Origin of the sequence: Mesobacillus campisalis, assembly GCF_000986785.1 — a bacterium.
GTDB lineage: Bacteria > Bacillota > Bacilli > Bacillales > Cytobacillaceae > Mesobacillus_B > Mesobacillus_B campisalis.
In genome coordinates, this window is record NZ_LAYY01000019.1 from 1 (window position 1) to 13,351 (window position 13,351).

Annotated in this window: 14 protein-coding genes; 7 read left to right on the forward strand and 7 right to left on the reverse strand. The window is 45.4% G+C overall.

Features of this window, described 5'->3' with window-relative positions:
• Window positions 1-573: 573 nt before the first annotated feature.
• Window positions 574-1,437 (reverse strand): SDR family oxidoreductase, encoded by an 864-nt coding sequence (locus WQ57_RS16185; protein WP_046524809.1) that lies wholly within the window; start codon window positions 1,435-1,437, stop codon window positions 574-576.
• A 117-nt stretch (window positions 1,438-1,554) separates the two neighbouring features.
• Entirely contained in the window at window positions 1,555-2,046 is a 492-nt protein-coding gene (locus WQ57_RS16190; RefSeq protein WP_046524810.1) for a YajQ family cyclic di-GMP-binding protein, read from the reverse strand.
• Window positions 2,047-2,222: 176 nt separating this feature from the next.
• On the opposite strand from WQ57_RS16190, the gene WQ57_RS16195 reads away from it, so the two are divergent.
• Window positions 2,223-3,092, forward strand: a complete 870-nt coding sequence (locus WQ57_RS16195; protein WP_046524811.1) for a CvfB family protein — start codon at window positions 2,223-2,225, stop codon at window positions 3,090-3,092.
• A 27-nt stretch (window positions 3,093-3,119) separates the two neighbouring features.
• Here the strand turns inward: WQ57_RS16195 and WQ57_RS26275 are convergent, their stop codons facing one another.
• Together WQ57_RS26275 and WQ57_RS16200 are read right to left on the reverse strand one after the other, a co-directional pair.
• Window positions 3,120-3,251: a DUF3941 domain-containing protein gene (locus WQ57_RS26275; protein ID WP_082252814.1), complete on the reverse strand. Its 132-nt coding sequence runs from the start codon at window positions 3,249-3,251 to the stop codon at window positions 3,120-3,122.
• 103 nt (window positions 3,252-3,354) lie between these two features.
• Window positions 3,355-4,212 carry a DegV family protein gene (locus tag WQ57_RS16200; protein ID WP_046524812.1) on the reverse strand — a complete coding sequence of 286 codons (858 nt, stop codon included), beginning with the start codon at window positions 4,210-4,212 and terminating at the stop codon, window positions 3,355-3,357.
• A 127-nt stretch (window positions 4,213-4,339) separates the two neighbouring features.
• Between WQ57_RS16200 and WQ57_RS16205 the strand changes: the two genes are divergently transcribed.
• Both WQ57_RS16205 and WQ57_RS16210 read left to right on the forward strand, forming a co-directional pair.
• A complete protein-coding gene (locus WQ57_RS16205) occupies window positions 4,340-5,182 on the forward strand; it encodes a YitT family protein (protein ID WP_046524813.1) in 843 nt (280 codons plus the stop codon).
• A 17-nt stretch (window positions 5,183-5,199) separates the two neighbouring features.
• The gene (locus WQ57_RS16210) at window positions 5,200-5,961 is read left to right on the forward strand and encodes a BsuPI-related putative proteinase inhibitor (protein WP_052948786.1); all 762 of its coding nucleotides are present in this window, start codon (window positions 5,200-5,202) and stop codon (window positions 5,959-5,961) included.
• Window positions 5,962-6,001: 40 nt separating this feature from the next.
• On the opposite strand, the gene WQ57_RS16215 is transcribed toward WQ57_RS16210, so the two are convergent.
• Window positions 6,002-6,193 (reverse strand): DUF3813 domain-containing protein, encoded by a 192-nt coding sequence (locus tag WQ57_RS16215; RefSeq protein ID WP_046524814.1) that lies wholly within the window; start codon window positions 6,191-6,193, stop codon window positions 6,002-6,004.
• A gap of 270 nt (window positions 6,194-6,463) precedes the next feature.
• Window positions 6,464-7,282, reverse strand: a complete 819-nt coding sequence (locus tag WQ57_RS16220) for a Cof-type HAD-IIB family hydrolase (protein ID WP_046524815.1) — start codon at window positions 7,280-7,282, stop codon at window positions 6,464-6,466.
• Between the two features lie 237 nt (window positions 7,283-7,519).
• Here WQ57_RS16220 and WQ57_RS16225 point away from each other — a divergent pair, with 237 nt between their 5' ends.
• The 3 genes from WQ57_RS16225 (at window position 7,520) to WQ57_RS16235 (ending at window position 10,658) form a co-directional block, all read left to right on the forward strand.
• Window positions 7,520-7,831, forward strand: coding sequence for a metal-sulfur cluster assembly factor (locus WQ57_RS16225; protein ID WP_046524816.1), 312 nt, complete (start codon window positions 7,520-7,522; stop codon window positions 7,829-7,831).
• Between the two features lie 239 nt (window positions 7,832-8,070).
• Window positions 8,071-9,366, forward strand: coding sequence for an MFS transporter (locus WQ57_RS16230; RefSeq protein WP_046524817.1), 1,296 nt, complete (start codon window positions 8,071-8,073; stop codon window positions 9,364-9,366).
• 164 nt (window positions 9,367-9,530) lie between these two features.
• On the forward strand, window positions 9,531-10,658 hold the full coding sequence (locus WQ57_RS16235) for a TIGR04053 family radical SAM/SPASM domain-containing protein (RefSeq protein ID WP_046524818.1): 1,128 nt from the start codon (window positions 9,531-9,533) through the stop codon (window positions 10,656-10,658).
• Window positions 10,659-11,183: 525 nt separating this feature from the next.
• Here WQ57_RS16235 and WQ57_RS16240 read toward each other — a convergent pair.
• Window positions 11,184-11,882, reverse strand: a complete 699-nt coding sequence (locus WQ57_RS16240) for a Crp/Fnr family transcriptional regulator (RefSeq protein ID WP_420912401.1) — start codon at window positions 11,880-11,882, stop codon at window positions 11,184-11,186.
• 372 nt (window positions 11,883-12,254) lie between these two features.
• On the opposite strand from WQ57_RS16240, the gene moaA reads away from it, so the two are divergent.
• Window positions 12,255-13,265 carry a GTP 3',8-cyclase MoaA gene (gene moaA, locus WQ57_RS16245; protein ID WP_046524820.1) on the forward strand — a complete coding sequence of 337 codons (1,011 nt, stop codon included), beginning with the start codon at window positions 12,255-12,257 and terminating at the stop codon, window positions 13,263-13,265.
• The last annotated feature ends 86 nt before the right edge of the window (window positions 13,266-13,351 follow it).

The window sequence follows — 13,351 nt, forward strand, 5'->3', positions numbered from 1 at the left end:
GGTAACCCGGACAATAGAATAGGGAAATCGGATAATAGAAAGTGCGTAGGCAAATAGAAAAGGAAAATCGGCAAATAGCAGGCGGGAAAGTGCAAATAGAAATGTGATTCCGGACAATAGAGCAGGTAACCCGGACAATAGAATAGGGAAATCGGATAATAGAAAGTGCGTAGGCAAATAGAAAAGGCAAATCGGCAAATTGAAAGCGGGAAAGTGCAAATAGAAGTGTGGTTCCGGACAATAGAACCGGCAAACCGGACAATAGCAAGTGCGTTGGCAAATAGAAAAGGAAAATCGGCAAATAAAAAGCGGTAAAGTGCAAATAGAAATGTGATTCCGGACAATAGAGCAGGTAACCCGGACAATAGAATAGGGAAATCGGATAATAGAAAGTGCGTAGGCAAATAGAAAAGGAAAATCGGCAAATAGCAGGCGGGAAAGTGCAAATAGAAATGTGATTCCGGACAATAGAGCAGGCAACCCGGACAATAGAATACACGTTAACAAACGACCCGGCCCCTAAACAAAAAAAGATCGCCAAATCCTGAGATTTAGCCAATCTTTTTATAATATCTACCCGTTCACAATCGTTCCGCCGTTTATATGGATCGTTTGTCCGCTGACATAGGTTGAATCGTCACTGGCCAGATAAACGTAGGCTGGTGCCAGCTCGTAAGGCTGTCCGGCCCTTCCCATTGGCGAATTGGTGCCAAATTTGGATACCTTCTCGGCGTCGAAAGTGGAAGGAATCAACGGTGTCCAGATTGGGCCGGGCGCGACGCTGTTTACCCTGATTCCCTGCTGGGCAAGGGACATAGCCAGCGAGCGGGTAAATGAAACAATTGCTCCTTTTGTTGCAGAATAATCAATCAGCTGTTCATTTCCTTTATACGCTGTAATCGATGAAGTATTAATAATGGTGCTTCCTTCTTTAAGGTGCGGGAGAACAGCCTTTGTCAGGTAGAAAATTGAAAAGATATTTGTACGGAAGGTCTTTTCCATCTGTTCTGCGGAAATATCCAGCAAGCTTTCCTGCGGATGCTGCTCAGCCGCATTGTTGACCAGGATGTCAATCTTCCCGAATTCCTCAATGGTCCTGTCGACTGTTTCTTTGCAGAAGCTTTCCCTTCCGACATCTCCGGATATCAGCAGGCATCTTTGGCCCTCCGCTTCAACGAGCTGCTTTGTCTGGCGTGCATCTTCACTTTCCTCAAGATAGACAATGGCCACATCCGCACCTTCTTTAGCATAATAAATCGCGACTGACTTGCCGATGCCGCTGTCGCCTCCGGTAATAAGGGCCACCTTGTTTTTAAGTTTGCCTGAACCCTTATAGTTGCTATCCACGGAAATCGGTTCAGGACGCATTTCCTCTTCTGTGCCTGGCTGGTGGTCCTGATGCTGTGCCGGAAATCCCTTCTTTTGTTCGTTCGTCATTTCCTTCACTCCTCTTTATAGGCTTATCCTTATATTAAATTCCAATTTTTAGAGGAGTTAAAACGTGGAAATTTAATGCAAAGAAGCACAGTCCTATGCTGGACTGTGCCTGAAGCATCAGCGGTAATTGACGAATTGGACATCTACGGTCAGGTCGGCTTCCTTGACGGCAGCGATGATTTTTTGAAGATCGTCCCTGCTTTTGGCGGTTACCCGCACTTGATCGTCCTGTATTTGGCTTTTCACCTTTAAGCCGCTATTTTTAATAAGAGCGGTAATTTTTTTTGCGTTATCCTTGTCAATTCCGGAAACGAGCTTGGCACGCTGGCGGACGGTTCCGCCTGACGCACCTTCAATCTTTCCGTAATCCAGGTTCTTGACAGGCACCCCTCGCTTGATGAGTTTGCCTAGGAGGACATCCTTTAATTGTTCAAGCTTGTATTCATCGTCTGAAACGAGGACCAGCTCTTCCTTGTCCAGGCTGATATCGCTCTTGCTTCCCTTAAAATCATAGCGGGTGCTGATTTCTTTCATGGCGATGTTAATTGCGTTTGTTACTTCGGAAAACTCTACTTTGGATACAATATCAAATGAACTCTCTTTAGACATATCCTACCTCCAAAAACGATTTCTATTGAATCTTAATCTGCAGGCGCAACGAAGCCTGTCACTCAAACCCCCGCCGCAGTCACGCGGAGGTTTCCCTTTATGGCTTCATTATAGTAAAATATAGCAGTTCAAACAACTTTTCGGTAAGGGTGTTATCAATAATAAGGAGGATTGTAATGTCTCTAAATGAATATATAGGTCAGACAGTAGAACTAACAGTAGCTCGCATTTCCGATTTCGGCTATTTTCTCACAGACGGGGAAGAAGATGTGCTGCTTCACAATAATGAAACAGACAGGGAGCTCCAGGAGGAAGAGAAGGTCATCGTGTTTCTTTATGTTGATTCAAAGGGAAGGCTGGCAGCAACCACGTCCAATCCTGCTGTCACAGCTGGAACGTACGGCTGGGTTCCGGTCGTGGAATCAGTATCTGGTACAGGGGTGTTCCTGGATATCGGGATCAGCAAGGATATATTGCTAGGTAAGGATGACTTGCCGGTCTTGGAATCAGTTTGGCCCAAGAAGGGGGATTTGCTTTATATCACGCTGAGGGTAAACAGGAATTATTTAATTTATGCCCGATTGGCGAGTGACCAGGTAATCCAGGAAATTTCCAATCATGCAACTAGAAAGGATTTCAATAAAAATGTCCACGGTCATATTTACCGCACGGCGCGAGTAGGCAGCTGGATGATTACCGCTGAAGGCTATAAAGGATTCATCCATGAGTCGCAGCGAAAAACAGAGCCAAGGCTTGGGGAGAAAGTGGAAGGCCGGATCATTGATGTCAAGGAAGACGGAACGGTCAATATTTCCCTTCTGCCAAGAAAGCAGGAAGCCCTTGATGAGGATGCGGTGGTCATCATGGAATACCTCGAATCCCGAAATGGAGCCATGCCATACAGCGACAAAAGCATGGCAGAGGATATTAGCGAGCGTTTCGGTTTAAGCAAATCCTCCTTTAAGCGGGCGCTGGGCAGGTTGATGAAAGAGGGAAAAGTGTACCAGGAGGAAGGCTGGACTTATAAAAAAGAAGATAAAAAATAAGAGCGGCCAGATGGCCGCTCTTATTTTTTATAAATGATCGGTTTTCTTGGAATACTGATTCTTCCCGGCTTTTCGGTTCTTCTCAGCCAGCATGTTTTTTTCGTGGCGGAAAGCATTGTTGTCCTGCGCTTTTTTGTCATTGTCAGAAGTATGAGGCATAACGGCTTCTCTCCTTTATAAGTTATTCTACAGGTTAGATTGCCTAAACTTGACCAACAGTATACAAAGACAGCCTGCCGCAAATAGGGCAGGCTGTTGGTAGTTATGGAAGTTCATTTAAAAAGAAAATCGAAATGGTCCCGGGGCCGGTATGGGAGCCAATAGCCGCACCAATCGGGCTTATGAAAATTTCGGGTGTGCCAAACTCCTTGGCTATCAGTTCCTTCATTTCCAATGCTGTTGTCTCATCATCCGCATGGCTTATCGCAACCATTTGGGAATCCAGGGATGTTCCACGCTCATGCACCAGTTCAATGATCCTCCGAAGCAGTTTTTTTCTGCCGCGTATCTTTTCTAGAGGAACAAGCTTCCCATCTTCCACATTGAGCAATGGCTTGATATTCAGAAGTCCGCCCAGAAAAGCAGAGGCCCTGGAGACACGCCCTCCCTTTGCGAGATGGTCCAAATCATCGACAGAAAATAAATGTTCCATATGCTGGGCCATGAAGACTGCATCGTTGACAATCTCTTCTTTCGATTTTCCAGCCTGGGCCGCCTTTACGGCTTCCATGACAACGAGACCGCATCCAAGTGAGGCACATTTTGTATCGATAATGGATAAATCGAAATCCGGGTATTCTTCCTTTACCTGTTCGGAAATCATGACAGCGGTTTGGTAGGTACCGGACAGCTGTGAGGAAAACGCTATGTATATCCCTTGCTCCTTGTTGACGGCCATCTCCGTAAATGCCTCTTTAAAGCCGGCAGGGGAGGCCTGTGACGTCTTCGGGAGATTCCCGGAACGGATTTTATCGTATACTTCCTGAGGCTGGATGGTTCTTAGGTCCTCATACTCTTTACCATCAATATGGACCTTTAGCGGGAATAATGTAACATCGTTTTGTTCAAAAAACTCGAGGGGCAAATCGCTTGCACTGTCTGCCAGAATTTTCACTCCCATAAAAAATCACCCTCTTTCTCGCTCTATATGATTTTAGTTTAGCCTCTAACCGGGAAAAACACAATTGGAAGTACTGAAAACAGGGTAAATGGGGAAAAACAAGCAAAACTAGCTAAGGAGGTCTAAGATGGTCTGGCTACATACAAAGAAATTTTTTATAGTCCTTATTGGTGCGATATTAAATGCGATAGCCATGAACTTCTTTTTAATCCCGGCCAATGTCTATGCAAGTGGCTTTACTGGTGTCGCACAGCTGATATCAAGCATCCTGGGTGAATTCGCTCCTTTCCAGCTATCAACGGGGATATTGCTTTTTATATTAAATGTACCTGTTACCATTTTAGCCTGGAAAAAGGTAGGGAGATCGTTCACTGTCTATAGTTTCTTATCCGTGGTTCTTATGTCATTTTTTCTAGAGGCCATCCCTATCAGACATGTATCAGAAGACATTATGCTGAATGCCGTATTTGGAGGCGTGATTGCGGCAATAGGGGTTGGTATTACATTAAAGTGGGGAGCGTCCACGGGTGGGATGGATATTGTGGCCATGGTCCTTTCGAGAAGCAATGATCGTCCTGTAGGTAATTATTTTTTCACATTGAACAGTCTGATAATTGTTACGGCCGGCTTTTTATATGGCTGGGAAAAAGCCTTGTACACTCTTGTCCAGCTGTACGCTTCAACAAGAGTGATTGATGCCATCCATACAAGGCATGAAAAGCTAACGGCAATGATTATAACGAAAAAGGCCGCCGAGCTGAAAAAGGCCATCCACAGCAAACTGGTGCGGGGGATTACGTCGATCCCGGCTAAAGGCGGATATACGAATGATGATAAGAACATCTTGCTGATCGTTATTACTCGCTATGAGCTTTATGATCTTGAACGGACAATAAAAGAGGTCGATCCCCAGGCTTTTACGAATATCATAGAAACATCCGGGATCTATGGATTTTTTAGAAAAGAATAAGCCCAGTGAGGTGCACAATGAAGAAGTTCAGTTTTTTTCTTGTTTTTTTAGTGCTTGTCTCCAGTCCATTATGGACCATGGGAGCAGAGTCTGCGGACAATGGCCCTGATCTTCATTTTTTTGTTGAACCGATTGCAGGACCGGAAAAGGTCACATTTGAACTAGTCCTCAGAAATGGGGGCAGTACGCACCGGGAACTGGAATTTCCAAGCGCCCAGCTGTATGAGATTCAGGTGAAAGACAGAAGCGGGAAGGAGCTATACCGCTATTCATCAGGAAAAACCTTTGCCCAAGCTCTGCAGAAAGTGAGACTCGCCCCCGGGGAGACGATTTCCTGGAAGGAAACATGGGATTATCAGGGGGAAACCGGAAGGATACCTGAAGGGGAATATAAGGTTATGGCAGAGCTAAAGGCTAATAAGGCCAATTCTAAACAGCTTAAACCTTTGGTGGACGAAAAGGAGATGTTTGTCCCCAACGAGAACCTTATTTTCCGGCAGATAACAGCCAGCGGAAAGAAAGGCGTATATAAGGTGGCAGGAAGCATACGACCGGGAGCTGGCCATTTTTTCTATACTGTGGAGGATGGACATCATGAACAAATTGGAGAAACAAAGGTGGAAGTAGAAGGAGGGGGAGATTGGCAAGCATTTTCGCTAGAGATTAAAATACCAGCGGAGGAACTCCCCGAGAGTGGAACACTTATCCTGCATCTTTACGAACGGAGCCAGGAAGGAAGCATCATCCATGGCTATCCGGTCATTCTCGAGAGGTTTTGAACTCAAAAAGGCTGACACCGAGGTGTCAGCCTTTCTGGGCTTACTGATGGTTCTTTATGGAATCAAGCTCGTCTTGATATTGGTGCAGCTGCTGCTTTTCTGCAAGACTAGAATTGGCGAAAGCCGAAGAAAGGGCATTTTCGGCGCGGGAAATGGCAGCCTGCTGTCCAGTCCCAGCCTCCTGGGCGATTTTCACGGCTTCCCTGGCTTCCTGAAAGAGGCGATTGCCCATCCTATATCCCCTCCTGCTGGTGTCCGTTTGCCATTTTTCTTGCTTCAGCTTCAGCATAAGTGGTATGGTACGGGATTCGAGCGTCATGTCTGAAGACACTGTCAGTTCCTTGCTTTACAAAACGCTTGGACTTATTCGATTTTCCCATTCTTACCCCTCCATTCAAGTATCCGAGCATGATATGAAACAGGATGCTGATCTGCCTGTTTCAATTTTAGTATGCTCAAAATTTCGGGGGAAACTATTGGCGATAAATGCAAATACGTTTTTTTAAAGTGCCCTTAGATTCAAAAGGTCGTTCAGGTACACACCGATGCCATCCTCTTCATTGGACAGGGTCACTTCATTGGCAATGTTCTTCACTGCATCAATTCCGTTCCCCATTGCGATGCCGCGACCGGCATATTCAAGCATATCAAGGTCATTGTCTTCGTCTCCGAATGCTATGATTCGTTCAGCCGGGATATTAAAATAGTCGGAAGCCTTCTTAAGCCCGACGGCTTTATTCAGTCCGTATTTAACGATTTCAATTACGTGCCATGGAGCTGCCCAGCTGCGATGGTCGATCACTTCGGCATGGACGTCCGATAGGTGGGCACGAATGGAGCTCAATTGTTCCTCCTCCGTATGGATCAGCATGCTGGTCGGCGATTTTTTCAGGAATTTGCGCAGGTCACCCGTGGTGATGCTTGGATCGCCAAACCCAAAGAGGTCAATCAGTTTTTCATCATGGTAATGAAAATAGACATCGTCAATCACTTCGGCGATGATGTTATGAAATTTAAAGGATTCCAAAGCCTCGACTATATCCTTTGCAACATTAATGGACAGCGGTGAATGGTGCACTCCCCAGCTTTGGTCAAGCGGATGGTGGATGAAAGCCCCGTTGAAGTTGACAATCGGAGTATCGAGCTCCAGCTCATGGTAATACATTTCGCTGGAGCGGAAAGGCCTGCCAGTTGCAATCATGACAATATGGCCTTGCTCCCTGGCTTTCTGAATGACTTTCTTGTTATTCTCCGAAATTGTTTTATCATCTTTTAACAGCGTGCCATCCAAATCAAGGGCGATTAAATGTTTTTCAGACATAGAGAACTCCTTTAGGACCAGATTTTTATTAGTATATAGAATTTACCAAAATGAATGCCAAAGATTGGACATACTCTTGATATTCCCCTCAGTTGGCCAAAACCTAAACAATATATTCATGTTGCCTATATAACCATTTTACATATTAATTGTGAAAAAATCATTCAGGACATGTTAAAGAAAGGAGAGAGGGTATGTTAACATAGAGATTGTAAAAGAAATAAAGGAGTGATCGATGTGGATCAGGATTTAAAAGACAGCATCATGGGTGCATTGGAAATGGTCGTTGACCCGGAACTGGGAGTGGATATCGTCAACCTTGGCCTTGTCTATGATGTTGAGCTCGATGATGAAGGAAAAGCGACGGTCACAATGACACTGACCTCAATGGGGTGTCCGCTGGCGGGAACGATTGTTGACCAGGTTAAGCACGCCTTGTCCGATCTTCCTGAAGTGAAGGATACGGAAGTGAACATCGTTTTCAATCCTCCGTGGTCAAAAGATATGATGTCACGTTATGCGAAAATCGCACTGGGAGTCAGGGATTAATCCTAATTCCCGCGGATAAGAAAAACGCCTGGAGATGCCTCCAGGCGTTTTTCTGTTGATATGAATTGTTTTACCGTTGAAGCCAAATGGGCCCAAGAATTGTGAATAAATTTTGACGGAGATTGTTACGAAATTGTGTATTGTACCAGAGGTTTACTCTATAGTCAAATTCCCTATGTTACTATTACCTCAGTTAAACAAATAGCACTTAAAACCTATATTAACAGGGGGAATACACAATGCCAAGAATAACAACTTGGGAACCGGAAAATCCGGTATTTTGGGAAGCAGAGGGGAAGAAGCATGCCCGCCGCAACCTAATGATTTCTGTACCAGCACTTATGCTTGCTTTTATTATCTGGCAAATTTGGTCTGTTGTAGCTATCAGGCTAAACGATATTGGTTTCAGCCTGACTCCGTCACAATTATTCACACTGGCTGCCCTTCCAGGCCTGGTTGGGGCTACTCTCCGGTTTGTCTATACTTTTGCTCTTGGGGTATTCGGCGGCCGGAACTGGACCGTGTTCTCCACAGGGATTTTGATCCTTCCTGCTCTGGGGATTGGCTTTGCTGTCCAGAATCCCGAAACACCTTATTGGGTATTGATGCTGCTTGCCGCTCTATGTGGCTTGGGCGGAGGAAACTTCTGCTCCTCAACACCGAATATTTCACTCTTTTATCCGAAAAAGGAAAAGGGAGCCGCTCTTGGAATCAACGGCGGTCTTGGCAACATGGGAGTCTCGGTTGTCCAATTCGTAACGCCTCTGGTTATAACAACTGGCACATTCGCTTTTATCGGCGGAGGATCCGGTGGACAGGTGCTTCCAGACGGTTCACAGGTTTGGCTTCAAAACGCAGCCTTTGTCTGGGTAATCCCTATTGTGATCATGACCGTCCTTGCCTGGTTCGGAATGGATAACATCCCAGGAGCCAAGCAGTCGGTTGCCGAACAATTGGTTATTGTGAAACGCAAGCATACATGGATCATGACCGTCCTTTATGTAGCAACATTCGGTTCTTTCATTGGATATTCGGCGGCCTTCCCGCTGCTGTTGAAATCCCTGTTCCCGCAATACATCGGGCTTGCATTCCTTGGTGCTTTCCTTGCTGCGGCTTCCCGTCCTGTTGGCGGTTGGATTTCCGATAAATACGGCGGTGCACTTGTCACTTCCATTACACTTGTCGTCATGTCTTTAGGAGCGTTGGCTGTCATTTACTTCACCCACCAGGTGAACTTTGCAGGATTCCTGCTTTCCTTCCTGGTTCTGTTCATTGCGGCAGGCATGGGGTCAGCTTCAACATTCCAGATGATTCCATTCATCTTCCCGGCTAAGGAAGCGGCACCGGTACTTGGATTCACTGCAGCGTTTGCAGCATACGGATCCTTCCTGATCCCGAAATTATTTGGGTGGTCCACAGGTGCTTTAGGCTCCCCGATTAATGCGATTTATTTCTTCATTGCTTTCTATCTGGTATCGCTGGTAATCAACTGGTTCTACTATCGCAGAAACAATGCGGAAATCAAACTAAGATAGAATGAAAATCCAGGCTTTGGCCTGGATTTTTTAATCCTTTCATTTTTTGGAAAGTCACAAAACTGCCAAACATCCCAGCGATTTTGTGAGGTATCTCACTTAAGCAAGGTGTAAATTCACCTATACTGAAAACACAAGGTCATTATCCAGGAGGCGCATGAAGGATGTTTAAAAGAGATTTTAATAAGGACCCGTTCATTGTGATTTGGGAGCTGACACGGGCCTGCCAGTTAAAGTGCCTGCATTGCCGCGCCGAAGCCCAATATAGACGCGATCCAAGGGAGTTAAGCTTCGAAGAAGGAAAAACACTGATCAACCAGATATATGAAATGAATAATCCGATGCTGGTATTTACAGGCGGGGATCCGCTGATGCGGGAAGATGTTTTTGAGATTGCTGCCTATGCCATCAATAAAGGTGTAAGGGTGTCGATGACCCCGAGCGCGACTCCGAACGTAACGAAGGAAGCAATCGAGAAGGCAAAGGAGGTTGGACTATCGCGCTGGGCCTTCAGCCTTGACGGGCCAACAGCCGGGATTCACGATCATTTCCGCGGAACGGAAGGGTCATTCGACTTGACCATGGAACGGATTAAATATTTGCACGAGCTAGAAATTCCAATTCAGATCAACACGGTTATCTCCCGATATAATTATGATTGCCTGGAGGAAATGGCCAAGCTGATCGAGGAGCTGGATTGCGTACTTTGGAGCGTGTTCTTTCTCGTTCCAACCGGCAGGGGCCAGGAGAAGGACATGATTACTCCTGCTGAGCATGAAAAAGTGTTCAGCTGGCTGTACCAGCTGAGCAAGAGAGTGAAATTTGACATCAAAACCACTGCTGGACAGCATTACCGCCGTGTTGTCATCCAGAATAAAATGCGTGAAGCCAAGGAGCAGGTCGAAGATATCCAGTATCTCGACGCGCTCACCCAACAAGGGTTGACAGGATCGATTGACGGCTTGGGAAGGGCGCCAAAAGGGGTAAACGATGGCAATGGTTTTGTATTTATATCCCATATTGGGGACGTTTACCCTAGCGGCCTTCTTCCTGTAAAGGCGGGGAATGTACGGGAACAGCCTCTGGCCGAGATTTACCGTGAATCCCCAATATTCAAGGCACTCCGGAATCCGGATGGGTTTAAAGGAAAGTGCGGCCAGTGCGAATTCCGGTATGTTTGCGGCGGCTCACGCTCAAGGGCATATGCGGTGACAGGAGATTATCTGGAGAGCGAGCCTTACTGTGTCTACATTCCGGAGGCCATGAGAAAACAGAAGGAAAAGAAACTTTAATGAAGGAGGAAGGAATCGGGCAGTCGGGGTTCCTTCCTTTTTGGCACAATGCTCTATTATAGCTGAATGTTGATTTCACTCTAATTGAAAAATAAAGGGAGAAAGTCCGGTTATTTGGGGAAATCCCTAAATTTCCTTTAAAATAAGAGGAGTTTTTCCGGTTATAGGTATCGAAAACAATGGAGTTTGCCTTGTTTTGAGAAGATAAGGGGAATTTCTTCTCTTATTTCTGCTTCTTAAGGTGCCTTTGCGTACAATAACCGGAAGTTCTCCCCTTAATAATTCTCATACCTTTCAGAAAATCAACAATGAATAATAATAGAGCCTTGCATAAAGAGACGGAACCTGCTGGCCCCGTTTTCTTCTTTTTTATAAAATAGTGAACGTTTCTACACTTAGATAACTGTCCAGCTCCAGCGCCTAGCCCCTCAAGTCATAAGCCGCTCCAGAATTGAAGGCAAAGAACGCCTTCTATTCTGGAGCGGCTTATGCTGGTCGGGGCTGAACAAGGCGCTTGCGCTTTTCTTATTCTATACTGCAGAAGACAGCAGGACAGTTCTCACATCCTATTTCCGTCTTCAGGTAATCAAGGTCATGGACGATGATATTCCCTTTTTTTATGGATAGAATCCCTTCCCGTTTCAGGTCGTTCAGGATGCGGTTCGTACTTTCTCTCGAAGTGCCGCAGAAATTGGCGAGTTCCTGGTTGGTCAGCGGCAAATCAATCAGAATCCCATCCTGCCTCTCCACTCCATAACTGTTCGTCATCCGGATCAATGTGGAAAACAGGGCGCCTTTTTTGCCATTTAGAACAAGATCGCGAAACTTGGTTTGCGTTTTGCGAAAATGGTCACTCATCCACTTCATGAATTCGAAAGCAAGGGAAGGATTTTGAAAGATTTCCCTTTCTATCACTTCCTTCTTGATGGCAAAAATCTCACTATCTTCAAGAATCAGCGCGCTCAGCAAGTATTTAGGAGACTCCGTGAATAACGTTAATTCCCCGCAGATATCATTTTTTCCGCATATCCTTAATGCCAGCTCGCGGCCGTCTTTTGTTACCTTGCTGATTTGGACTTTCCCGGAAACAATCAGGTAAAGCTCTTCTGCTTCCATTCCTTCCTGGAACAAGTAGGTCCCTTTCGGTGCCAGGATTTTCCGGTCGGCAAAAAGCAGAAGTTCCTTTATTTCAATGGAATGTGTAGGTTTATTCAGTTGAGGCATGCTCATCACCCTTTAACCGATTTTTCGTTCTTTTCTTTGCACTAATAATAACACCGTAATAGTAGTAAAAACGGATCTAAAAGCACTTGTTGAAATATTGTCACCTTTCTTGGAATGATTGTTCACATTTCTGTAAAAAACGTCTTATACAGGTATTCCATCGGCCTTCTGACAAAAGAACGACACTGTGGCAATAGCCCATACAGGTATTTTGACAAGTTGATGACATTTCCGCTTATTCTCACTATGAGGGTAGTATTTATGGTGTAATATAAGCAGGATTCATTTTTACATGTGAGAATATTAACAGTATTGAATGGCAACTGCTGATAGAATGATTAGAGAACTTCCATAATGGAGTTGATAAATATAATGATAAAAGACCAGTTAAATAGACCATTGCGTGATTTGCGCATTTCCGTTATAGACAGATGCAACTTCAGGTGCACCTATTGTATGCCCGCAGATATTTTTGGACCGGACTTTGCCTTTTTGCCTAAAAGTGAACTGCTAAGCTATGAAGAGATTGAGAGGATTGCCAGGATCTTTGTAGAGCTTGGCGTCGAGAAAATTCGTTTGACCGGCGGGGAGCCTTTGCTAAGGAAGGACCTTCCAGTATTAATCCAAAAACTTTCAGCAATTGATGGGCTTGAAGATATTGCTTTGACCACAAACGGGGTGATGCTGCCCAAGCTTGCCCTCCAGCTGAAGGAAGCCGGACTCAAGCGGGTGAACATTTCCCTCGATACGTTGAACGATGCCCTTTTTGGACAAATCAACGGCCGGGGAGTCACGACAAAACCTGTGCTGTCTGGAATCCAGGCTGCAAAGGAAGCTGGCCTCGGAATAAAGATCAATATGGTAGTGAAAAAGGGCCTGAACGATCAGGAAATTCTCCCTATGGCCGAGTTTTGCAAGCAGGAAGGGCTGGAGCTTCGCTACATTGAGTTTATGGATGTTGGCAGTACGAATGGCTGGAAAATGGATGATGTGATTACCAAAAAAGAAATTTACGAGCTGCTCAAGGAGAATTTTGAGCTTGAACATACAGGTGCAGCCTATTTTGGTGAGGTAGCCAAGCGTTACCGCTATAGTGGTACGGATGTTCATGTAGGCTTTATTTCTTCTGTTTCGGAATCATTCTGTTCAAGCTGTACAAGGTCAAGGCTGTCAGCGAATGGACAGATATTCACCTGTCTTTTCAATGGAAACGGCCATGATATTCGCGATTTTATCAGAGCCGGTGCTTCGGACGAGGAAATCAGGCAGAGAGTCACATCGATTTGGAACCCTCGTCTGGATCGATACTCGGATGAAAGGACCGCTGAGACGGTCAAGATCAAGAGAACGAAAAAGATAGAAATGTCCTATATTGGCGGCTAAAAAGTCAATGTGATGCCGTATTTAAATGGCCAGTTCCTCGACAGGAACTGGCCATTATCTTTTTTTCGGCAGAAAAGAAGGCAGCC